Raw genomic sequence first — 20,947 nt, 5'->3', positions numbered from 1 at the left:
GTTTTGCGGTGGATCTGAAGACTCGCCGCACTGCATCATGGCCACAGGCCTCACTCAATCTACCGTGGAGAAGGTGAGAAGAACACCGCTCGAACTGGCCGCCATAGCAACCGCGGCGGTGCCTGGCCTGGCGCCGACGGCTACAGCCTTTTCCCCCGACGATGACGCAGACTTCGACTCGGCGTTGTTGCTCGACTCGGAAGGCAAACGCTGGCGTGTCCGTTCGCCGCGCCATCCGGAAGCCAGCACACGGTTGGAAACGGAGTTCATGGTGCTGCGTGCCTTCGTACCGGCCATCCGTGCCGAGCTGCCCTTCCACGTGCCCACGATCGCCGGCACGGTGCGCCAAGGTGCCCTCACCACGTTTGTCTACGCCCACATGCAAGGTTCAATGCTCTCCATCGAAGAGCTCTCCGCGGGCAGCCCTGCCTTGGCCCGGGAGATCGGCTCAGCCCTTGCCGCCATTCACGACCTCCCGTTGTCCCTCGTGACAAACGCTGACCTGCCAAGCTACTCAGCAAATGAGTTCCGGCAGCGCAAGCTCAACGAGCTGGACCAAGCCGCAACCACCGGCAAAATACCGGCTACCCTCCTTCGCCGCTGGGAACACGCCCTCGAAGACGTCGCCCTCTGGCGGTTCAACACCTCGGTGGTTCATGGGGATCTCCATGAAGACAACCTCATGGTGCAGGACGACTCGGTGACTGCCCTGACTGGGTGGACCGATCTCCGGATCGGCGATCCAGCCGACGACTTCGCTTGGCTTGTGGCATCCAACGAGGCTTCGTTCGTTCAGGCTGTCCTGAACCACTACACCGAGGCACGCCGGGAAACCCCCGACGTCCACCTGCTCCGCCGTGCCGCTCTACTGGCCGAATTCGCCCTGGCCCAGTATTTGGTCAAGGCCATGGCGGCCGGGCACCAGAGCATGACGGCGGAGGCTGAGTCCATGCTCCAGACACTGTCGGACGACATCGACGAGCAGGCCCGACGCGACGAAGAAGAGGCGGCGCACGCTGCCGAAGAAGAGGCAGCCCGGCTACAGGCTTCGGAAGCTCCGGCCGGCCAGCAGCCACCCGTCAGCGTCATGGCAATTCCCGACGCCGGGTCATCAGTCACGGTGGCTCCCCTGCCTGCCGCTGCGGAGACGGTTTCGGCCGCGCCTGAACAGCCAGTTGAGTCAACCCCAAACGGAATCGGCGAACCGGAATCGGCCGCCGATGCCAAAGAACCCGAAGGGCCTACCCAAGCCACGGACGGTGACTCCCCTGCCATGACCATCCCTGACGACACGTCCACTGCGGCCATCAGTGTGGTCAACGTGACGCCACTTCACGCGGCCGAGAGATCTTAGGCTTCTAGCCGCGGCTCTCCAGAGCCCTCACAACGATCTGTTCGAGTTCCTCGGCACTGCCCAAATCGTGCGGACGCACCACTGAGTCTTCCGCTACGTAATAAAACGCTGCGCTGACCTCTGCAAGGGGCACGTCCTTAAGCCGAGCCCAAGCCAGCCGGTACACGGCCAGCTGCACCGCCCTGGTCGCCAGCTGTTGACCTGCCGGGCGTCGTCCGGTTTTCCAGTCGATGAGCTGCCAGCGGCCGTCGGCGTCACGGAACACTGCGTCGATCCGTCCACGGACAACGACGTCCCCAATCCGAGTCTCCACGGGAACTTCGACGAACGCCGGCGCGCGCTGGGCCCATTCGGACTGCTTGAACGCCGCCACCATGTCATCCAAACCGTAAGCCTCGTCGATGTGGGAGTCCGAGCCCGGCGCCTCATCGAGGTCGAGCATGCCTGTTGTCCCGAAGTACTCCTCAACCCAAGCATGGAAAGCCGTGCCCTTACGGGCAGAGATGCCCGGTTCACGGGGAACAGGCCTCCGGAGCTGGGACAGGACGGCCGCCGGGTCCGCACCAAGGTCAACGAACAATGAAGCCGAAATGTGGCTGGGCAGGTGAACATCCTGAACCGTCTTACGCTGCCGTTGGCGATCCAGCAGGAGTTCAGCCTCCTCTGACCATTTCCCGGCCGCACCACCCAGCTCGGCAGAGGGTGCTTCCCAGCCGGACCCGTCCATGTAGTGGCGGACCATCGCGGCCGCCTGGTCCATGGCAAGGCGCCGGCCCGGAACCAGTCGGAGGCGGGCTCCCGTCCGGGGATCGGACGGACCTTCCAGAGGGTCATACGGGAACCCGGCAACCTCAAGCGTTGCAGTTAGCGGACTTTCTTCAGGGAGGCCTTCCTCGGCAACGGATTCCGGATGGATCACCGCGCTACCAGCTGTAAGGGAGCTACCGCTGTCCTCTTCTGCACGTCCCGCAAGCGGAGCCAACTCGGAGAGAAAAGCTGACATGCCGGCCATTCCCGCGCGGGAGCCGTTCCACGCAGCGCTGGACGCCCACAAGACGAACTTCGCCCGGGTATAGGCAACATAGGCGAGTCTCCGTTCCTCGGCCTCGCCGTGATGCTGGACCTCGGACTTGAAGTACTTTTCCGCGTCCAGCCATCCCTTTTGGTCTGGCTGGTCCAGGTCCCACTGGGGAAGATCGGCGCGGTCACCCCTCAAGGGCCATGGCAAGGCCGCAGCGCCACTGCTCCATCGCGAATCCCTGCTGCTGGGGAACGAGCCTGCGTTGAGGCCCGGGACAAAGACAACATCCCATTCCAAGCCCTTGGAGGCGTGAACCGTCAGCAATTGCACTGCCTCCCTGTTCGTCTCCACCGGGGCGACGTCCAAGCCGCCTTCTTCGGAAGCCGCGGCCTCCAGCCACGACAGAAAGGCCAACAGATCGATGCGCTGGGACGTCTGCAGGAACCCGGCTGCGGCGTCCTGGAACGCGTCCAGGTTGCGGCGCGCCTGATGAATGCTGATTCCCGGCTTGGCGGCCACTTCGATGTCCAAGAGCATGGCACGCTCCACCTCGCCGAGAAGCGTGGTGAGGTCGTCTCCGATGTAGCTCCTGAGGGAACGAAGTTCCGAGGCGAGGCTGCCGAGTCGATCCAAGGCAGCAGGACTGAGGCTCCTCCCGTGCCCGGAGGTCCACCCCGGCTTCGGGAGGAAGTCAAGGGCCTCCACCAGGCTTGCGGCATCGGTGATGTCGCTTTCAACAACTACCGCAGTCGGTTCCTCGTTCTCATCTGTGGTTTCGGAGTGGGCGTCCGGAGATGACCGCCGACGCGCCAGGAAACGGGACCAGTCGCTGAAGGCCATCAAGTCGGCCGGACCAATTCGCCAACGGGCTCCAGCCAGCAGCCGCATCAGCGCATCGGAACGCCCGGGATCGGCGAGGACACGCAGAGTAGCCACCAGATCAACGATTTCCGGCGTGTCCAGCAAGCCGCCAAGTCCCACGATCTCGTAGGCGATTCCCTGCAGTTCAAACTCCCTGCGGATGCACTCCATCTGGGCGCGCCTGCGGCATAGGACAGCCATGGTTGGCTTGACGGGCGTCCCGTCCTTTTCTTCCTCGAAGACAGTCCGCTGATAGCGCCTGACATCGCGGGCTATGACGGCAGCTTCATCCTCATCCGTACCAAAACGGCCAATCACCACGCTCCCGTCCACCGCAGCCGGGCTCGGAACCAAAGCTGGAACCGAGACGCTGCTGGCCATCTCCCTCTCCCCTGCCGGGCCATCCGATGCTGCTGCCTTGTTCAAGGGCGAAGCGATGGTGTTGGCTGCTTGGAGGATGTGCCTGCCATTACGCCAGGCAGTGGTCAGGTACGAGGTGGGAGCCACGGAATAGACTTCAGAGCCAGCCGGGGCATCCAGATGCCTGACGGGGAACTCCTGCACGAAATGGAAGAGCTGTCCGGCCGAAGCGCCCCGGAATCCGTAAATCGACTGGTTGGGGTCGCCTACGGCGGTGACGGCGTGACCGTGGCCGAAAAGACGCGAGAAGAGAACGAGTTGGGCATGGGAAGTGTCCTGGAACTCGTCCAGGAGCACCACTTTGTAACGAGCCCGCTCCGTGGACGCTGCGAGGGGAATATCGCTCGCTATCTTGGCCGCGAGTGCCACGAGGTCGCCGAAATCAAGAACTCCACGTTGCCGCTTCGCGTCCTGGTATCGCACCACCATATCCGCCACGCTGGCGCGGGTGCGGAGCATGGCCGCCAGGTCTCCCGCTGCCTGGGCCGGATTCTTCTTCGCACCGGCCACGTAGGGTAGCTGCTCGAAAGTCTCCACCCTTTCCAGGACCCAGTCCCTCACTGCGGCGGGATCCTGAAGGTGTTCGGCGCACTCCCCCGCCAACTGGATGACGGCATTGACCAGTGTGGACTTGGCCGCCGTGAAGTGCTCGTAGTCGCCGTCGTAGGCCTCAACCACTTCGCTGGCCAGCTGCCAGGATTGTGCCCCGCCCAGCAAGACGACGTCACGCTCGATGCCCAGACGCAGGCCGTAGTCCGACACGATGCCGCTTGCATAGGAATGGTAGGTGGACACCTTGGGTTCCAGGTCGTCCGCACCGAGGAGTCCCTCAGGGAACCCTATGCTGCCATCGTCCTCTGCAGCTATCCGCTGGAGCGTGGCCAGCTTGCTCCGGATCCGGCTTGCCAGTTCCCCTGCAGCCTTGCGTGTGAAGGTAACACCAAGTACCTCCTCCGGGCGCACCCAGCCATTTGCCACAAGCCAAACCACCCGGTCAGCCATGGTGGCTGTCTTCCCGGAACCGGCCCCGGCGATCACCAAGCGCGGTGAAAGTGACGAGGCAATGATGTCCGACTGTTCAGTTGTGGGGTGGTTCTTCTCGCCAAGGATGTCAGCCAGTTCAGAAGGCGAGAACCGGGGCTTGGGCACGTCCGCGCTGCTGTAGGAACTGGAAGCATCGGGGGCCAGGCCGTCCAGGAGCTCGGTTGTCATTCGGTGACCTGCTTTCCTCTTGCGCACAACGGGCAAATGTCAGGCAGGCGGCATCCATGGCCGCCATGCCCGCCCTTGCTGGGATCGTGCCGTGCTTCGAACGTTGCCCCGGCCATCAGGGCAGCAGCCTCGTTGACCAGGCCTTCCGCCCAGTTGTCCGAGGGGTCCAGCGGATCCTGCTGCTGCACCGCTGGGCTCTTCGTCTTGGTACCAAGTTGGGCCAACACGGCGCCACCGGGGACGGGGCCATTCCCGGCCCCGGCGAGGGGCCCGGCGTCGGGCGATTCTTCGCCGGTTCCGGCGTCATGGAAGGCGCCCCTAAGGATTGCCGCCTGGTAGGCACCCAACTGTGGGTGCCTTGCCACTTCGGCCTTGCCGGGTTGACGCTTGCCCGTCTTGAGGTCGACGATGACGAGCCTGCCCTCCGGATCGATCTCAAGGCGGTCCACCTGACCACGGAGCACCGCGTGACGGGTGGAGTCCCCTTCCTGGTCATCCGGGCGGGCCCCCTCCACACTCACATCAGGAAGCTGGACCTCGAAGTCGTGCTCTACCGCCAGGAGGCTTCTTCCTTCGCTGCGCATGATGAGGACGTACTGGGCCAATTTGCGGACCATCTGTTCCGCGCGCTGGAAGTCAAGTTTTCCTTCCCAGTTGTCTTTCATCCCCAGGGCAGGCCATCGGCGCACGAGTTCAGCAACATACTCGGCTCCTGAAGCGTCGGGCAATTCCTGGGCAATGCTGTGGACCAACGTGCCGAGGCTTCGCGCGAAGTCAGTGGCAGCTTCGCCTCCAGCGGCCTGGACGAACCAGTCCAGCGGGGACTTATGGACAGCTTCCACTTTGGAGGGGGAGACAGAGACGGTACCCCCGGGGGGAACTACCGGCTCCAGGGAACTCAGCGGCGCCAGTCCCCACCATGTGTCCGGGTGGGCGCCGGGAACAGGAGGCTCCGTGCTGGCAAGCCGGGCCAGTATCCGTGCCGCCTCATGCCCGGCGCCGATGACGGCGGCACCGGAATCATCGGACTGCGCGTGCTGCCTTAGCTCCGCAACGAGGGCTCTAAGAGTCATCGGACGGTCCACGGGAGTGTAGTCACGCTTGTACTGGCCGGAACCCATCGGAGCGACGTAATCCAGGAAAGCCGAAGGTTGCTCATCCTCAGAAGACACGGCCGTGCAGATCAGAACCTCGCGGGCACGTGATACTGCCGTAGAAAAGCTCCTGAGTTCGTCATAACGGGTATCACGCAGCCTGCTCAAAGGTCCACGACGAAGGGCGTAGTCCACACCGTGCTCCACAGCGTCGGCATACACCGTGCTGCCCAGCAGTTCACCGCGTAGACGGGTATTGGGCCAGACACCTTCCTGGAGACCGGCAACGATCACCACTGGCCATTCACGACCTGCTGCGCTTGCAGGGGTCATGATCTCTACGCACGCCTCAAGCTGCGCCCGTGCGGCGAGGGTGTCCATGGGCAGTTCCTGGTTCAACAGGTAGTCCAGGAACTGCTCAGGACCGGAACCGGGCAGTTGGTCAACGAAGCGCTCGGCCGTATGGAACAGCGCCATCATGGCGTCAAGGTCCCGATCGGCGCGTGCCCCGGCATTGCCGCCTTCAAGCGCCATCTCTGCCCACCGCGAAGAGAGCCCGGTTGCGTGCCACAAAGCCCACAGAACAGATTCCGCATTGGCGCCTGGCTCAGCGGCGGCAGCGGTACCGGCAGCAATCATGCGGGCGAGCCTGCGGGCAGAACTACCCTCAATTCCCAGCGAGGCCAGCGCCCCCGGCTGGAGGAGGGCCTCGACCAACAGGGCGTCGCTGGAGCGGCCGCCACCTCCCAAGAGTTCCTCGCGGCGCAAGGATTGCCGCAGCCTTCGCAACTCGATGGCAGTGGCACCTCCGATGCGCGATGTCAGAAGGGACACTGCGGTTTCCGGTGTGAGCTTTGACGGGTCCAGAACAATGGCAAAGGCCTCCAGCAGTGGACGGACGGCGACTTCGTCCCGGACAGCTGAGTCCGCTACGGGAACACGCACTGGGATCCCCTGGCCGCTTAGGTACCGCTGCAACTGGGAAATCTGCCCGCCGTTCCGAACGATCACCGCGATGTCACTAAACTCCCGGGATTCCCGCAGCTGTGCTTCGAGGATCCGCTGCGCGACGTACCGGAGCTCGTGGACGGCGGACGGCAGCACATGCCCCTCTACGCGACCATCCCGGGGAGCCGGATGTGGGGCTTGCGGACGGTCCGGCTGTTCCAACTGCCTGGCCAACTGACCACCGGAACGCTGCGAGATGCGCGCCGCGACCCGGGACCAGGCCTCAGCCACTTCCGGCGTGTGCCTGTGGGTCACGGACAACGGACGTTCGAGAACAGCATGCTGCTGACCGCGCAGAAGTGTTGGCAACTCTGAGACCAAGTCCGGACGTGCGCCCCGGAAACCCTGCACGACGGTATCCGGAGAGTACGTCACCACAAGGTCCTTTCCTTCCCCGATGTCGGCAAGGAGCTCGAACACCGCCGGATTCGATTCCTGGGCGTCGTCCACAAGGATGAGTTGGAGACGTTCCCTTTCAGCGGCCAGGAACTCCGGCGAATCCTGGAAAATCTGACGGGCCGTAGTGATGATTCCGGCCGGGTCAAAGGCCTCTGGCATGCGGAGGTCCAAGACGTCCCGGTACTCGCTGTACAGCTGGGCTGCCGCCATCCAATCAGGCCGTCCGCACTCGTAGGCAAGCCCGACCAAGTCCTCTGCGGTGCGTCCCGATTCGATGATGCGGTCAAACAACTGCCGGATCTCGTGACGGAAGCCGCGGGTAGGCAGAGCTGCAGCGAGATCCTCCGGCCAAGGCAAATGGAACTCCGGGCGGGAGTGACCTTCCAGCAGTTCCTTGATGATGAGGTCCTGTTCAGGGCCCGACAGAAGCTTCGGTGGCCGCGTCAACGGCAGGATGCCTTCAGCCTTCGCCCGCCGGATAACGTCAAAGGCGTACGACGCCCAGGTGCGTGCCGGCGTCGTACTGAGGCTGCGGTCCAGCCGTCCCGTGAAGGTGTCCCGCAAAGCCGCGGCGGCGTGGCGCCCGGGGGCAAGAATGAGGATCTGTTCCGGGTCCAGCCCATCCTCGCGGACGCGGCGCACTGCGGATTCCACGAGCACCGTTGACTTGCCCGTTCCCGGACCTCCTGGCACCAGGACGGGGCCGCTCCCCTGCCGGAGGGAAACAACTGCATGTTGGTCCAGGGACAGAACGGGTGCCGCGTAGTGGGTCTCTCGCGGCGGGAGCAGACGGAGGGCTGCTGATGCTTGGCGGGTTTTGGCAGGAGTCGCGGTCACACAGTCATTTCATCATCGGGTACTGACAATTTATGGAGTTGACGCTCCAACAGGTCAGAGATCACATCAAGTTGATCGAAGTCAGTGTCGGTAGGCGCCCATCGGGCGTTTGTCAGATCGACGCGCCACCGGCCTTCACCCGTCTTCAGGAAGGCCTCATAAGCGCCATGCAGCGGAGTGGATTCGTCCACGTAGTGCCGCAAAGCATCGACTTCGTGACCGGGAGGCGCCTCCCCGCTGGCCCGGAGCACGCGCCACCAGGCCACGGAGCTTCCGTAGTGGCTCATGACTGCGCCGACCTGCCGCGGCCCGCCGGCTCCCAGAAGCTCCGCGACGTCACCATAGGAGACCGCCGAGCCCGATGGAACAAGGTCTACAACGGCCAGGACCGCCGTCACATACTCCATCTGCATGTGTTCAGCGTAACGGCAGGAGTGTCGTGCCCAAAGAGTGTCGGACCCAGCCGGTAGCTTGAAGACATGAGCTCCTGGAACACCCTCTCCCGTGCCGCATTCGACCTCGAGACCACCGGGAAGAACTCCCGGTCAGCGCGGATCGTCACCGCTTCCATCACCGTTGTGGATGCCCACGGCGAGCTCATCGCAGAACACGAGTGGCTGGCAGATCCCGGTGTAGAGATCCCGCTCGAAGCAAGTGAAGTGCACGGAATATCCACAGAGAAGGCGCGTGCGGAAGGCCGCCCGGCAGCAGAAGTCACGCGGGAGGTCGCCGGGGTACTTCAAGGGCTGTTCGACGACGGCACTCCTGTCATTGCTTTCAACGCCAGCTACGATTTCACAGTCCTGGCGGCCGAGTCCGCCCGCTACGGCGTTCCTCAATTGAGCCGCTTTCCCGTGCTGGACCCCTACGTGATGAACAAGCAGGTGGACCGCTACCGCAAGGGAAAGCGAACCTTGACCGCCCTGTGCGAGGAGTACGGGGTTGATCTGAGCAACGCGCATACCTCTGCCGCGGATGCTCTGGCCACGCTCCGGGTGTTGGATGCCATGGCCGGCAAATTCCCCAAGCTGCAGATGCCGGCCTCCACGCTCCACGAGCTGCAAGTAGACTGGGCGGCATCCCAAGCTGCTGACTTCCAGCAGTACTTGCGTCGGAGCAAGCCCACCGCCGTGATCGAAGGCGAGTGGCCGGTTCTTCCTCCTGAGGATGCGAGCCGGGGCGGTTTCTAAGCCGGTACAGGCACCACCATGGGTTACGTTCTGCGACGCAAGTCACAGGAATTTCGGGAACCCCGAACTGTGGTTCTTTAGCGCGCGGATTCCACGCTTGCTCTCACTGCCGGAATAGTCCGCAGTCCTTCGAGCCTGCTACGGGGACTTTATTCGGAAAAATTGAGTGCAAGCAACCATTTGTTCGATTCTCCGTGCGCTGGTGGGCTGGTGACATAATTAAGTTTGGCGGGTTGAAGTCTGCTAGGGCAGCCAACCTCCTTTTCGGTTGCCACATTCCCCGCCCACCGTGAAGCGTCTCCGTGACCCGATGAAAGTGATTTCTTTATGAAATTCAAAGCCCCTAAATGGCTGTCTGTTGCCCCCGTGGCCGCAGCCCTGGTGATTTCCCTGGCAGCCTGCGGCGGAGGAACCTCCGAGCCCAGCGGCTCGCCCACCGATGCACTGGCCGGCAGCGACCAGAAATCGCTCGATACGTTCACCACCGCCGAGGTGACGCCCCTGGACAAGATCGACAAGACCAAACTGGGCCTGATCACTGAGGGCACCCTGCGGGTGGGCACCCTTTCAGACGCTCCGCCGAACATCTTCATCGATCCTTCCGGTAAGTTCACTGGCTACGACAATGAGCTCCTGCGCGCCATCGGCGACAAGCTGGGCCTCAAGGTCGAGTTTGCGTCCACCGACTTCTCGGCCCTTCTCTCCCAGGTGGGCAACAAGCAGTTCGACGCCGGATCCTCCTCCATCTCCACTACCGACGCCCGCCGCAAGACGGTCGGTTTCACCAACGGCTACGACTTCGGCTACATGGCAATCGTGACCAAGAACGACTCCAAGGTCACCGGCTTCGCCGACGTCAAGGAGGGCCTGCGCATCGGCGTCGTCCAGGGCACCGTTCAGGATGACTACATGACGAACACGCTCAAGATCGAGCCCGTCCGTTTCCCTGACTACAACACGGTCTACGGCAACGTGAAGAACGGCCAGATCGATGCTTGGGTTGCTCCTTCCCAGCAGGCCGAAGGCCAGGTCAAGGAAGGCGACAACACCAAGATCGCCGAGAAGGTTGTCAACACCCAGAACTTCACCGCGTATGCCGTGAACAAGGACAACCAGCCGCTGATCGACGCCCTGAACTCCGGCTTGGACGCTGTCATTGCTGACGGCACCTGGGCCAAGCTCACGGCCGAGTGGTACAAGGACCGTCCGACTGCCGCCGAGCAGACCCCCCAAGGCTGGAAGCCGGGCAGCAAGGCCGTCCAGCTCCCCGCCAAGTAACCAAGGCGTTCCATGGATATCCTCAATCAACTAGCCGAGTCCTTCTTTGACTGGGAGGCGATAGGCGAAGTTCTCCCCAAAATGTTCGCCGTCGGCCTGCCCAATACCATTGTTCTGGCTGTCGTCTCGGGCATCATTGGGACTGCACTTGGGATGCTGCTCGCCCTGATGGGGATTTCCCGGAACGCAGCGGCCCGGTGGGTAGCCCGCATTTACACTGACATTCTCCGCGGGCTTCCACCTGTGCTGACCATCTTGGTGATCGGCTTCGGTTTCGGCCCCATCATTCGCGAGCTGACGGGCTCCACGAGCCCGTACCCCATGGCCATCGCGGCCCTGTCCTTGATGTCAGGCGCGTACATTGGCGAGATTTTCCGTTCAGGCATCCAGAGCGTAGATAAGGGCCAGCTGGAAGCGACCCGTGCCCTCGGGTTCAGCTACGGCTCGTCCATGCGCCTCGTGGTGGTGCCCCAGGGCATCCGGCGGGTTCTTCCCGCCTTGGTGAACCAGTTCATCGCGCTGATCAAGGAATCCTCATTGGTGTTCATGCTTGGCCTGCTGGCCACAGAACGTGAAATCTTCCAGATTGGCAAGGACGCTGCAGCCAACAGCGGCAACCTGTCCCCGTACGTGGCTGCTGCCATCTTCTATCTGGCGCTGACCATCCCGCTCACGCACTTTGTGAACTGGATTGATGCCCGCATGCGCTCCGGCCGGCCGGAGAAGAAGGAACCGGACGAGGCAGCAGCCGTCGTAGGAAAGGGAGCCCAGGCATGAGCGAATTTGCATCAGGCACACTGACGGCCAAGAACATCCATTTGTCCTTCGGCAGCAACCACGTGTTGCGGGGCATCGACCTGCACGTCGAGAAGGGCACCACGGCCTCCGTGATCGGTCCGTCCGGCTCGGGCAAGTCAACGCTGCTCCGCGTGATGAACCGGCTCATCGAACCGGACCAGGGTGACATCCTGCTGGACGGGCGTTCGGTACTTAAGGACAATCCCGACGAGCTCCGCCGCCGGATCGGCATGGTCTTCCAGCAGTTCAACCTGTTCCCGCACAAGACGGTGGCAGAGAACATCTCGCTGGCACTGCGAAAACTCCGTGGCATGTCCAAGGAGCAGGCGCGCGACGAAGCCCTGGCCCAACTGGACCTGGTCGGTCTGAAGCACAAGGCTGACTCGCGTCCTGCCAACCTTTCCGGCGGACAGCAGCAGCGTGTGGCCATTGCCCGTGCGCTGGCCATGAAGCCCGAGGTGATGTTCTTCGACGAAGCCACCTCCGCGCTGGACCCGGAACTCGTCAAGGGCGTCCTCGCCCTGATGACGGACCTGGCCAAGGGCGGCATGACCATGGTGGTGGTAACCCACGAGATGGGCTTCTCCCGTAACGTCTCAGACGTAGTGACCTTCATGGACGCCGGCGTAGTTGTTGAATCCGGTCCCCCGGAGCAGCTGTTCACCAACCCGCAGACGGAACGTCTTCAAGGCTTCCTCTCGGACGTCCTCTAACCGGGACAAGCACCAGTTACGGGGAACCCCGCCTTCCATGCGAAGGCGGGGTTCTTTGCTGTCATCATTGCCCGGCTTTGACGCGCAGCACCGTGAGGGCGGCAGCATCCACCTTTGCACGGAACGCAGGATCCGTTTGGGCCTTCTTCATGACAGCCTGGTGCATTGCGGGAAGGCTTGCAGGATCTGCGCACACCAGCATGGTGCCGCCTGCACCAAAGAACTTCAGGGCGCGGTCTGCATCGGACCAGGCCTCCAGCTGCGCGGCACTGCACAGGTCGTCCGAGAGGACAATCCCTGTGAATCCCGCATCGGCGCGCAGCATGGAGTCCATCACCGTCGGGGAGAACGGCGCAATATTCGCGGGATCGATCTTGTCGTAGTAGGCATTTGAGACCATGACCCATTGGGTGCCCGACTTGATGGCGTCGTGGAATGGTTCCAACGCAGCATCGGTGCGCGTGGTGGCGGCATCCCGGACATCGCTGGTGACATCTGTGTTGGGAACCACCCGGCCCAAGCCCGGGAAGTGCTTTACCACCGGGGCGACGCCAGCGTCCTTCATGCCATCGGCAAAGGCGTTGCCCAGCGTCGACACCGTTCCGGGCGCGTAGCCGTACTCACGCTGAAAATGGCCGATCGGGGCGTTGGACGGCGCAAACTCCGGGCTTGTGACCGTGTCCAGTACCGGCGCGAGATTGACGTTGACCCCGGCACTACGCAATTCCCTTCCCCACGTTGCAGCATCCGTCCGGAGCTTCGCGGGACCGGCCCCTGCCTGTACCAAGGCTGTTGGAATCGCAGAGAAACCGGGGCCCGAGAGGACCTGGACATATCCGCCCTCTTGGTCCGTGGCCACAAAAAGGGGCACACCGCCGGTGGTGGCTGGGGACACCGTTGCTGTCAACGACGACACAACGGCAGCGGTAGCAGCTGCGCCCGCTTTACTGCGTCCGCTCAGGTACACGTTGCCCGCGTGATACGTCTTCAGCGCTTCCATGGTTCCGGGCTCGGCGCCGGTGGCCTTGGATGCCACCATGAACAGCTGCCCGACGCGTTGTTCGAGGCTCAGGGCCGCGAGTTGCTGCTCTGCCACCGACGGGGCGCTTGATGCCGGTGCAGGGGCCGCAGACGGCGTGGAAGGAGACGCGGGTTGTGTGGTTGGCGCTGCTGCCGACGTGGTGGGAGCCGGACTACCTGGCGGCGAGGAAGAGGCCGACGGCGGCCCCTCCGCGGACGTCGGACCGCTGGTTCCGTTGCCGGTTGAGCAACCTGACGCCATGGCGACCAAAGCTCCAGCCGCCGCAATGCTCATACCGAGGGATGCAATTGTCTGGGTCTTGCGCATGGTAAACCGTAAATTCGTTGGGGTTGGGTTTCCATCTACGAGCCTACCCCGTGCGGACACGACAATGCCCCGGGCAGATGCTTCACGCAGCCGCCCGGGGCATTTGGACGACTACGCTGAGGCGGCTGCTGCCGCCTCGGCTGCTGCCGGGAGGGCCTCGATGATTCGGTTCATCGCTGCATCGTCATGTGCAGCTGACAAGAACCAGGCTTCGAAGACGGACGGAGGCAGGTATACACCGGAATCCAGCATCGAGTGGAAGAACGGTGCGTAGCGGAAGCTTTCCTGGCCCTGGGCGTCGTCGTAATTGTGCACCCCGTGGGCCGACGTACCGAAGGCAACCGAAAACAGGTTTCCCGCGCGCTGGATGGAGTGGTCCACGCCGGCAGCATCAAGGGCAGAGGACAGCGCGGCCGAGAGCTCCAGGGAACGCGCATCCACATAGGCATATACCTCGGGGGTGGCATGCGTCAGCGTTGCTACGCCGGCGGCCATGGCCACGGGGTTTCCGGACAGCGTGCCTGCCTGGTAGACCGGGCCGACGGGAGCAAGGTAGTCCATGACGTCGGCGCGGCCGCCGAGTGCCGCCGTCGGCATTCCGCCGCCGATGACCTTGCCGAAGGTGAGCAGGTCCGGTGACCAGCCTTCCTGGCGCCCCGTCAGCCCCCAGTAGCCGGAGTACCCGGTGCGGAATCCGGTGAGGACTTCGTCCACGATGAGGAGGGCACCGTATTCCTTGGTAATGCGGGACAGCCCAGCGTTGAAGCCCTCCCCCGGCGTGACGACGCCCATGTTGGCTGGAGCTGCTTCCGTGATCACGGCCGCGATGTCGTTGCCGTGCGTGGCAAAGGCAGCCTCGACGGCAGCGAGATCGTTGTACGGCAGTACCAGTGTCTCAGCAGCAGTCGCCGCAGTGACGCCGGCCGAGCCGGGCAGCGCCAACGTGGCTACACCGGAACCTGCAGCCGCCAGCAATCCATCCAGGTGGCCGTGGTAGCAACCCGCGAACTTGATGATCAGGTTGCGGCCCGTAAAGCCACGGGCCAGGCGTACCGCAGTCATGGTCGCTTCGGTGCCGGTCGACACCATCCGCAGGCGTTCCACGGCGGAAACCCGTTCCTTGACGATCTCGGCAAGATTCGCTTCATCCGGAGTGGAAGCACCGAAGGAAAGGCCCCGGTCCACAGCTGCGTGTACGGCATCGAGCACAGCAGGGTGTGCGTGGCCCAGCAGCGCCGGTCCCCAGGAGCACACGAGGTCCACGTATTCCTTGCCGTCGGCGTCCGTGAGGTAGGCCCCCTTGGCCGAGACCATGAACTTCGGGTTGCCACCCACGGATCCGAAGGCGCGGACCGGGGAGTTCACGCCGCCGGGCATAAGGGACCTGGCGCGGTCGAAGAGCTGGTCGGACACAGGGGTGTTTGAAGTCATGTTTCCTATTCTTTCAGTGATTCAGGTGCGGCAAAGCCGCAACTAGGATGCTTCGGCCAGCAGCTCGGCAACCCTCGGAGCAACCACGGTGCCGTAGAGCTCGATGCAGCGCATCATGGATTCGTGCGGCAGCGTCCCGTTGCTGTATTTGAGGTCGAAACGGTCCACGCCGAGATTGCGCTTAAGCAGGGCGATCTTTTGCGCCACAGTCTCCGGCGAGCCCACGTAGAGCGCACCTTCCGGGCCGCACATGGCATCGAACTCGCCACGGTTCCCCGGGCCCCATCCGCGCTCGGCACCAATCCTGTTGCGCTGCTCAAGCCAGTGCGGAAAGAGTCCCTCACGCGCAGCTTCGTCCGTATCAGCAATGAAACCCGGTGAGTGGGTGGCGATCTGGCGCATCGGATGTCCGTATTTGGCCATCGCTTCCCGGTACAGGTTCACGAGAGGGGCGAACCGGCGGGGCTCTCCCCCAATGATGGCAAAGATGATTGGGTAGCCATACTCCGCGCACCGCAGTACCGACTCGGGAGTTCCGCCAACCCCAATCCAGGCAGGCAGCAAGTGGTGCTGCAACTTCGGGTACACCTGGAGTCCGTTGACGTTGGGCCTCGTGCGGCCCTCCCAATGAACCGGTTTCTGCGCGCGCACCTTGTCGAAGAGCTCCAGTTTCTCCTCAAACAAGACGTCGTAGTCCGCAAGGTCCAGCCCGAACAACGGGAAGGACTCGACGAAAGAGCCCCTGCCGAGCATCACTTCAGCCCTGCCGTTGGACAGTGCATCCACGGTGGCAAACCGCTGGAAGACACGGATCGGATCATCCGAGCTGAGCACGGTTACGGCCGAGCCCAACCGTATCCGTGAGGTTACCGCGGCTGCTGCTGCAAGGAACACCTCGGGTGCAGACACCGCGAAGTCCCGGCGGTGGTGTTCACCAACACCGAACGCATGGACACCGACGGCGTCAGCCAGCTTTGCTTCTTCCAGCAGCTCGCGCAGGACCCGCGCGTGCTCCTTGGGGCTTCCGTCGGCATCCACTCCGGCGTCGCCGAAGGTGTTCAGGCCGAGCAGGATCCGGTCGGCCGCCACCGGCGCGGTGGGGTCTGAGGGGACTGTGGGGTCGGAGGGGATTGTGGATTCTGAGGGGACAGAGGACATCAGGACTCCTTCAGCCAACCTGCCAGTTCGGAGGCCCAGTAGGTCAGGACGGTATCGGCTCCGGCACGCTTGATCCCGAGCACGGATTCGGTAATGGCGCCGCGCCTGTCGATCCAACCGTTGGCTGCGGCCGCTTCGATCATGGCGTACTCGCCGGATATTTGGTAGGCCGAAACGGGTACCGGGCTCATTGCTGCGACGTCGGCCAGGATGTCCAAGTAGCTCATGGCGGGCTTGACCATCACCATGTCGGCGCCTTCTTCAAGGTCCAGTTCAACTTCCAGGATGGCCTCACGTCGGTTGGCCGCGTCCATCTGATAGGTCCGGCGGTCCCCTTTGAGCTGGGAATCAACGGCCTCACGGAACGGGCCGTAGAACGCCGAGGCATACTTGGCGGCGTAGGCGAGTACTGCCGTGTTCTTGTGTCCGGATTCCTCCAAAGCCTGGCGGATGACCGCTATCTGACCGTCCATCATGCCCGACGGCCCCAACACATGGGCGCCGGCCTCGGCCTGGGCAACAGCCATTTGGCCGTAGATCTCCAGCGTGGCGTCATTGTCCACGTAGCCCTCGGCATCAAGGACGCCACAGTGGCCGTGGTCGGTGAATTCGTCCAGGCAGACATCGCCCATGATCACCAGGTCGTCTCCCACCTCTGCCTTGACGTCGCGGATGGCCTTGTTCAGGACACCTTCGGGGTCAAGCGAAGCGGTGCCTTTTGCGTCCCGGACGGCGGGAACTCCGAAAAGCATGATGCCCCCTACCCCCAACCCGACGGCTTCCGCGGCTGCACGCTTCAGGGAGTCCGTGGTGTGCTGGACGACACCGGGCATGGAGCTGATAGGACTCGGCTCGCTGAGGCCTTCCCGAATGAACGCCGGGAGAATAAGGTCCGCAGGTGCCAGGCGGTTCTCTGCGGTGAGCCTGCGCATGGCGGGAGTGGTGCGCAGGCGGCGGGGACGATGGTTCGGAAAGCTCATTGCGGGTTCCCTTCGTTGGCGAAAACAGATTCCAAGGCGGCCACGATGCCGTCCGGGGTTGGTTCTTTGGCTGTTGCGGCCACGGCGAGGCCGAGGCGTCCGGCCTCTGCCGCCGTCGGACGCCCGATGGCAATCAAGCGGCACCTGCCCAAGGGCAGCAGGGTTTCGGCGATGCGGCGAGCAGCGCTGGGCGAAGCAGCCACAACGGCGTCCAGGGTGCCGGCGTCGAGAGCCACCCGCACTTCTTCCGGGCTGCTCATTGGCTGCAGGTCCTGGCCGGAAACTACGACGGCGGCAGGCAGTTCCGCTTCCAGGCGCAGTCCCATCCGGGCCGGGTAATCGACCGTGTGGTAGGCGACCACCGACGTCACTTGTGCACCTTTTGCGGCAAGGCCTTCCCGCAGCCCAGGTGCAGCGATATCCGCTTGCGGCAGGAGTACCCGCGCGGGCGCTGCATCCCATAGCTCGACGAGTCCATCTGCGGACTGAAGTTCCTTGGGCGCGAGGACGACGGACAAGCCAATGGCTTTCAGGATCCGCAGTGAGGACGGACCAATCGTGGCAACCCGGGTTCCGTCCGGAACCAATTGCGCTGGTGTGGTCCCACGCTCTGCGGCCTTTTCCATCAGGACCCGCGCGGTGGTGATGCTGCTGATCACCAGCCAATCGAAACCGCCGGCGGCCAAACGGTCAAGGGCAACGTCGAGGGACGCCTGATCCTCAGCCCGCTCAAAGTCGATGAGCGGAAGCACCAGCGGCTCCGCCCCCAAGCTGCTCAGGAGCGCCGCCAAGGGGCGCGCACGGTCGGCGCTCCTGGTCATCAGGACGCGCCGACCGGTCAACCCGTTCACTTCATGCGGCTCAGGACGCGGCAAGGTCCGCGATCTCCGCGGCGCCTGCAGCGAGCAAGAGCTCTGCCACCTCGATGCCGAGCAAGGTGGCTCCGACTTCCGTAAGACCGTCTGTGGCTTTCTTCTCGCGGACGGTCTTGGTGCCATCCACAGCGCAGACCACTGCTTCAAGGTGCAGCATGCTGCCCTTCCGGAAGGCGTAGGCACCCACGGGAGCCGCACAACCGGCTTCCAGCCGAGCCAGGACGGCGCGCTCGGCCGTAACGGCCAGGCGGGTATCGTCGTCGTTCAAAGCAGCAAGGGCCTGGGCCAGCACCCCGTTGGAACCCTCGCCGGAACCAGCCAAGCGCGGGGCGTCATCAGTCCGGCACTCAATGGCCAACGCTCCCTGCCCGGGGGCGGGCAGCATGACGTCGGACTCAAAGAATTCGCTGACGGTGTCCAATCGGTCAATGCGCTCCAGGCCCGCGGCGGCCAGCACCACGGCGTCGAGGTCGCAGGACTTGCCCGGGACAACCTCCTCGGTGGTGTTTCCGGGAAGTCCCGGGACGCGGCCCAGCCGCGTGTCCACGTTCCCACGGATATCGAGTACCTCAATGTCCGGACGTGCTGCCCTGAGCTGGGCCGCCCGGCGTGGAGAACCCGTGCCAACCTTGGCGCCACCGGGCAGTTCGGCGAGCGTCAGGCCGTCGCGTGCGCAGAGTACGTCGCGGACATCCACGCGCTTGGGAGTCGCCGCAATGCTCAGGCCAAGTGCTGTTCCCGTGGGCAGGTCCTTAAGGGAGTGCACGGCAACATCACAGGTCTCAGCGAGCAGGGCGTCCCGAAGGGCCGCGACAAACACGCCTGTACCGCCCATCTGGGAAAGGGACCCGGTCTTGACGTCGCCCTCGGTCTTGATGTGCACGAGCTCCACCGGGAAGCCGCCAACAGCAGCCAACCGGTCCGCAGTTTGCTGCGTCTGCGTCAGTGCGAGTTTGCTCGCCCTGGTGCCGATGCGAACAGTCACTTGGCAGCCTCCGCAGCGGGGTAGGCATCGTGGCCGATGCCGATCCCGACGCCAACTTCGGAAATAACGGGTTTTGCTCCGCGGAAGTTCTCGCAGCAGTTGGGGCGGCAGACATCGTACCAAGGGCCCAGATCCGTCACGTGGGGACGTTCTGCGATGTTGTTTTCCACCGTGCGTTCACAGATGAGGTCCACCAGGCCGGACACGAAAGCTGCATGCGTACCCGGGGTGGGAACACGGGTGGCCTCGATATTGAGGTTCTTGCAGGTTTCCAGTGCTTCGGTGTCCAGGTCCCAGGCAACTTCCATGTGGTCGCTGACGAACCCAAGCGGAACGATGACCACACCGCGGACGCCGTCGGGGGCGATCTCTTCAAGGTGGTCATTGATGTCCGGTTCAAGCCAGGGAATGTGCGGCGCCCCGGAGCGGGACTGGTACACCAGGTCCCAAGCAACATTCGGCGCCACGGAGTTCATGATGGCCTGCGCATTAGCAAGGTGCTGTGCGGCGTAGGCGGAACCTTCAGCGAATTCGCGGGGCTCGTCCTCGGACCTGCCTGCCGCTTCGGCATCCCGGGTAGGAATGGAGTGCGTGGCGAACAGGACGCGAATTTTAGAGTCCGGGTCGGCTTCTCCGGCGGCCGCGAGCTTGCCGCGGATCTCTTCCAGGCCCGCAGCTGTGCCCTCAAGGAACGGCTGGACTACGCCGGGGTGGTCAAAGTACTGGCGGATCTTGTCCACCTCGAGTTTGCCGTCCAAACCGGTTTCGGTCAGGGCAACCCCAATGTCTTCGCGGTACTGGCGGCAGCTGGAGTAGCAGGAATAGATGCTGGTGGTGAGCATCAGGATCCGGCGGTGTCCGGCGTCGTAAGCGTCCTGCAGGACCGGAGCGATGTAGGGGTCCCAGTTCCGGTTGCCCCAGAGGACCGGCAGCTCGATATCCCGCTTGGACAGTTCCGCCTCAATAGCGGCCTTCAGCTCACGGTTCTGCTGGTTGATGGGGCTGATGCCACCGAACGCGCGGTAGTGGTGGGAGACCTCTTCGAGGCGCTCGTCCGGGATGCCGCGGCCACGGGTGACGTTGCGCAGGAACGGGATAACGTCGTCCTGGCCCTCGGGACCACCGAAGGATGCGAGCAGGACAGCGTCGTAGCGCTTGGGTTCCTGGCGTCCGCGCTCAGTGATGGCGTTCGGCTCCGTGGTGATAGCAAGCTCGGTCATGCGAGAACCTCGGCAATCTCGGCCGCCGATACGCGGCGGCCGGTGTAGAAGGGGATTTCTTCACGAACGTGGTGACGTGCCTCGGTGGCGCGCAGGTGGCGCATCAGGTCCACGAGATCCACCAATTCAGGTGCTTCGAGACCAAGGATCCATTCCCAGTCGCCCAAGGCAAACGATGAGACGGTGTTGGAGATGACCTGGGGGAATTCGCGTCCCAGCAGGCCGTGGTCGCGGAGCATCTTTCCGCGCTCGTCCGTGGGAAGCAGGTACCACTCGTAGGAGCGCACAAACGGGTAGACGCAGAGCCAGGTGCTGGGCTCGACACCGCGGGCGTAGGCAGGCACGTGGCTCTTGGAGAACTCGGCTTCGCGGTGCACGCCCATGGCAGACCAGACGATGTCGGTTCCTGCGAAAAGCTTGCTGCGGCGGATGGATCGGACGGCGGCCTGCAGGGCCTCCGGCTTGGGGCCGTGGAGCCACACCATGATGTCAGCATCCGAGCGCATTGCCGAGACGTCGTAACTGCCCCGGAGGATCACGCCGCCTTCCGCGAGCTTTTCCGCAAGGGCTTCGAATTCCTGGGCAGCATCGCCGCTGCGCAGGACGTCGGCCGAGCGCTTGAAGACCGTCCACAGTGTGTAGAACTGTTCTTCGGTTTCAGCAGTTTTAGTGACAGATTCGGCAGAAGTGTGGCTCATGGTTCAAGTTTGCCCCGTGCCAGCCCCTAAGTCGAAACGGATCAGTTCTACAACGCGTAGAAGTGAT

Annotated in this window: 16 protein-coding genes; 5 read left to right on the top strand and 11 right to left on the bottom strand. The window is 63.5% G+C overall.

What is annotated here, in order from left to right; all coding sequences use genetic code 11:
* The first annotated feature begins 73 nt into the window (after nt 1-73).
* On the top strand, nt 74-1,354 hold the full coding sequence (locus tag N7568_RS12045; RefSeq protein ID WP_261610068.1) for a macrolide 2'-phosphotransferase: 1,281 nt from the start codon (nt 74-76) through the stop codon (nt 1,352-1,354).
* A gap of 4 nt (nt 1,355-1,358) precedes the next feature.
* Here N7568_RS12045 and N7568_RS12040 read toward each other — a convergent pair whose 3' ends face one another.
* Genes N7568_RS12040 through N7568_RS12030 form a run of 3 tightly spaced genes read right to left on the bottom strand, consistent with a single transcriptional unit; the run spans nt 1,359 to nt 8,619 of the window.
* A complete protein-coding gene (locus N7568_RS12040) occupies nt 1,359-4,868 on the bottom strand; it encodes an ATP-dependent helicase (protein WP_261610067.1) in 3,510 nt (1,169 codons plus the stop codon).
* The gene (locus tag N7568_RS12035; protein ID WP_261610066.1) at nt 4,865-8,206 is read right to left on the bottom strand and encodes an ATP-dependent helicase; all 3,342 of its coding nucleotides are present in this window, start codon (nt 8,204-8,206) and stop codon (nt 4,865-4,867) included. The genes N7568_RS12040 and N7568_RS12035 overlap by 4 nt, the downstream gene beginning before the upstream one ends.
* Nucleotides 8,203-8,619, bottom strand: a complete 417-nt coding sequence (locus tag N7568_RS12030; RefSeq protein WP_261610065.1) for an MGMT family protein — start codon at nt 8,617-8,619, stop codon at nt 8,203-8,205. Before N7568_RS12030 ends, N7568_RS12035 begins: the two co-directional genes overlap by 4 nt.
* 66 nt (nt 8,620-8,685) lie before the next feature.
* Here N7568_RS12030 and N7568_RS12025 point away from each other — a divergent pair, with 66 nt between their 5' ends.
* The 4 genes from N7568_RS12025 (at nt 8,686) to N7568_RS12010 (ending at nt 12,185) form a co-directional block, all read left to right on the top strand.
* The gene (locus tag N7568_RS12025; RefSeq protein ID WP_261610064.1) at nt 8,686-9,396 is read left to right on the top strand and encodes a 3'-5' exonuclease; all 711 of its coding nucleotides are present in this window, start codon (nt 8,686-8,688) and stop codon (nt 9,394-9,396) included.
* Between the two features lie 327 nt (nt 9,397-9,723).
* The gene (locus tag N7568_RS12020) at nt 9,724-10,674 is read left to right on the top strand and encodes an ABC transporter substrate-binding protein (protein ID WP_105690692.1); all 951 of its coding nucleotides are present in this window, start codon (nt 9,724-9,726) and stop codon (nt 10,672-10,674) included.
* A gap of 12 nt (nt 10,675-10,686) precedes the next feature.
* A complete protein-coding gene (locus tag N7568_RS12015) occupies nt 10,687-11,451 on the top strand; it encodes an amino acid ABC transporter permease (protein WP_105690693.1) in 765 nt (254 codons plus the stop codon).
* The gene (locus tag N7568_RS12010) at nt 11,448-12,185 is read left to right on the top strand and encodes an amino acid ABC transporter ATP-binding protein (RefSeq protein WP_261610063.1); all 738 of its coding nucleotides are present in this window, start codon (nt 11,448-11,450) and stop codon (nt 12,183-12,185) included. The genes N7568_RS12015 and N7568_RS12010 overlap by 4 nt, the downstream gene beginning before the upstream one ends.
* A gap of 64 nt (nt 12,186-12,249) precedes the next feature.
* On the opposite strand, the gene N7568_RS12005 is transcribed toward N7568_RS12010, so the two are convergent.
* From N7568_RS12005 to hemQ, 8 genes are all read right to left on the bottom strand, one after another.
* Nucleotides 12,250-13,533: a glycoside hydrolase family 3 N-terminal domain-containing protein gene (locus N7568_RS12005; RefSeq protein WP_261610062.1), complete on the bottom strand. Its 1,284-nt coding sequence runs from the start codon at nt 13,531-13,533 to the stop codon at nt 12,250-12,252.
* A 111-nt stretch (nt 13,534-13,644) separates the two neighbouring features.
* Nucleotides 13,645-14,964, bottom strand: a complete 1,320-nt coding sequence (gene hemL / locus N7568_RS12000; protein WP_261610061.1) for a glutamate-1-semialdehyde 2,1-aminomutase — start codon at nt 14,962-14,964, stop codon at nt 13,645-13,647.
* Nucleotides 14,965-15,006: 42 nt separating this feature from the next.
* Complete coding sequence (locus N7568_RS11995; RefSeq protein WP_261610060.1) at nt 15,007-16,122, bottom strand: LLM class flavin-dependent oxidoreductase; 1,116 nt, start codon at nt 16,120-16,122, stop codon at nt 15,007-15,009.
* Nucleotides 16,122-17,102 carry a porphobilinogen synthase gene (gene hemB / locus N7568_RS11990; protein ID WP_261610059.1) on the bottom strand — a complete coding sequence of 327 codons (981 nt, stop codon included), beginning with the start codon at nt 17,100-17,102 and terminating at the stop codon, nt 16,122-16,124. Before hemB ends, N7568_RS11995 begins: the two co-directional genes overlap by 1 nt.
* Complete coding sequence (locus N7568_RS11985; RefSeq protein ID WP_261610058.1) at nt 17,099-17,923, bottom strand: uroporphyrinogen-III synthase; 825 nt, start codon at nt 17,921-17,923, stop codon at nt 17,099-17,101. Before N7568_RS11985 ends, hemB begins: the two co-directional genes overlap by 4 nt.
* A gap of 40 nt (nt 17,924-17,963) precedes the next feature.
* The gene (gene hemC / locus N7568_RS11980; RefSeq protein WP_261610057.1) at nt 17,964-18,962 is read right to left on the bottom strand and encodes a hydroxymethylbilane synthase; all 999 of its coding nucleotides are present in this window, start codon (nt 18,960-18,962) and stop codon (nt 17,964-17,966) included.
* Nucleotides 18,959-20,182, bottom strand: a complete 1,224-nt coding sequence (locus N7568_RS11975; protein WP_261610056.1) for a ferrochelatase — start codon at nt 20,180-20,182, stop codon at nt 18,959-18,961. The genes hemC and N7568_RS11975 overlap by 4 nt, the downstream gene beginning before the upstream one ends.
* The gene (gene hemQ / locus N7568_RS11970) at nt 20,179-20,880 is read right to left on the bottom strand and encodes a hydrogen peroxide-dependent heme synthase (protein WP_261610055.1); all 702 of its coding nucleotides are present in this window, start codon (nt 20,878-20,880) and stop codon (nt 20,179-20,181) included. The genes N7568_RS11975 and hemQ overlap by 4 nt, the downstream gene beginning before the upstream one ends.
* Nucleotides 20,881-20,947: the final 67 nt, after the last annotated feature.

The organism is Paenarthrobacter aurescens (assembly GCF_025421775.1).
Taxonomy (GTDB): domain Bacteria; phylum Actinomycetota; class Actinomycetes; order Actinomycetales; family Micrococcaceae; genus Arthrobacter; species Arthrobacter aurescens_B.
This window is presented reverse-complemented; position numbering and strand designations above follow the sequence as displayed.

Excerpts from the sequence above, each read along its gene's own strand:
- N7568_RS12030 (WP_261610065.1), bottom strand. The coding sequence starts at position 8,619 with ATGCAGATGGAGTATGTGACGGCGGTCCTGGCCGTTGTAGACCTTGTT.
- N7568_RS12010 (WP_261610063.1), top strand. The coding sequence starts at position 11,448 with ATGAGCGAATTTGCATCAGGCACACTGACGGCCAAGAACATCCATTTG.
- N7568_RS12020 (WP_105690692.1), top strand. The coding sequence starts at position 9,724 with ATGAAATTCAAAGCCCCTAAATGGCTGTCTGTTGCCCCCGTGGCCGCA.
- N7568_RS11985 (WP_261610058.1), bottom strand. The coding sequence starts at position 17,923 with ATGACCAGGAGCGCCGACCGTGCGCGCCCCTTGGCGGCGCTCCTGAGC.
- N7568_RS11975 (WP_261610056.1), bottom strand. The coding sequence starts at position 20,182 with ATGACCGAGCTTGCTATCACCACGGAGCCGAACGCCATCACTGAGCGC.
- hemQ (WP_261610055.1), bottom strand. The coding sequence starts at position 20,880 with ATGAGCCACACTTCTGCCGAATCTGTCACTAAAACTGCTGAAACCGAA.
- N7568_RS12015 (WP_105690693.1), top strand. The coding sequence starts at position 10,687 with ATGGATATCCTCAATCAACTAGCCGAGTCCTTCTTTGACTGGGAGGCG.
- N7568_RS12025 (WP_261610064.1), top strand. The coding sequence starts at position 8,686 with ATGAGCTCCTGGAACACCCTCTCCCGTGCCGCATTCGACCTCGAGACC.
- hemL (WP_261610061.1), bottom strand. The coding sequence starts at position 14,964 with ATGACTTCAAACACCCCTGTGTCCGACCAGCTCTTCGACCGCGCCAGG.
- N7568_RS12005 (WP_261610062.1), bottom strand. The coding sequence starts at position 13,533 with ATGCGCAAGACCCAGACAATTGCATCCCTCGGTATGAGCATTGCGGCG.
- N7568_RS12040 (WP_261610067.1), bottom strand. The coding sequence starts at position 4,868 with ATGACAACCGAGCTCCTGGACGGCCTGGCCCCCGATGCTTCCAGTTCC.
- N7568_RS11995 (WP_261610060.1), bottom strand. The coding sequence starts at position 16,122 with ATGTCCTCTGTCCCCTCAGAATCCACAATCCCCTCCGACCCCACAGTC.
- hemB (WP_261610059.1), bottom strand. The coding sequence starts at position 17,102 with ATGAGCTTTCCGAACCATCGTCCCCGCCGCCTGCGCACCACTCCCGCC.